The sequence below is a fragment of the Streptomyces oceani genome, from assembly GCF_001751245.1.
Classification (GTDB): Bacteria; Actinomycetota; Actinomycetes; order Streptomycetales; family Streptomycetaceae; genus Streptomyces; species Streptomyces oceani.
On record NZ_LJGU01000054.1, the window covers coordinates 1 to 476 of the forward strand.

At 66.6% G+C, this 476-nt stretch carries 1 protein-coding gene; it reads right to left on the reverse strand.

Annotated features, from left to right (window positions below; genetic code table 11):
* Positions 1 to 476 (reverse strand): acyltransferase domain-containing protein (locus AN216_RS00250; protein WP_139140810.1); only part of this gene is annotated, 476 nt, incomplete at both ends.

Sequence of the window (476 nt, forward strand, 5' to 3'; positions counted from 1 at the left end):
CCATTCACCGCCGCCACCGACACACCCACCACCCCACACTCCACCAACAACTCCTCCACCCCCAACCGCGACAACCCCACCGACACCATCCCCCCACCACCCGCAAGCCGCCCACCAATCAACCCCGAACGCACCGCCACCACCCGCGCACCCTCCTCCAACGACAACGCACCCGACACCACCGCCGCCGCAATCTCCCCCTGCGAATGCCCCACCACCGCAGCCGGCACCACACCAAACCACTCCCACACCCGCGACAACGACACCATCACCGCCCACAACACCGGCTGCACCACATCCACCCGACCCAACATCTCCTCATCCCCCAACACCCCCACCAACGACCACCCAACAAACGGCTCCAACGCCCGCTCACACTCACCCATCGCCTCCGCAAACACCACCGACTCACCCAACAACTCCCGCGCCATCCCCACCCACTGCGACCCCTGCCCCGGAAACACAAACACCGGACC